This window comes from Aeromonas aquatilis (genome assembly GCF_054052405.1).
The window spans coordinates 1-220 of record NZ_JBSTYP010000232.1; the positions used below are offsets into that span (position 1 = coordinate 1).

At 60.9% G+C, this 220-nt stretch carries 1 pseudogene; it reads right to left on the reverse strand.

From position 1 onward, the window contains the following. Nucleotides 1-220, reverse strand: a pseudogene (locus ACW5W8_RS24155) (IS5/IS1182 family transposase); the annotation flags it as partial.

Below are 220 nucleotides of genomic sequence, written 5' to 3' on the forward strand. Positions count from 1 at the left end.
GAGGGGCGGCAGTAGCCAATGACGCTGTGTGCCAACCCTCGCTCAATCAGCCCATGGCATAAGGGGGCATTGCTATAGCCCGCATCCAGCCCCACCGCTTCGACGTCAAAGCCAAAGGCCTCGATTTGCCGGTCCAGCCTGGCGAGATAGGGCACGCTGTCATGGACGTTGCCCGGGGTGATGAAGCTGTCGGTGATGATGGCGTATTTGGCATCGACCG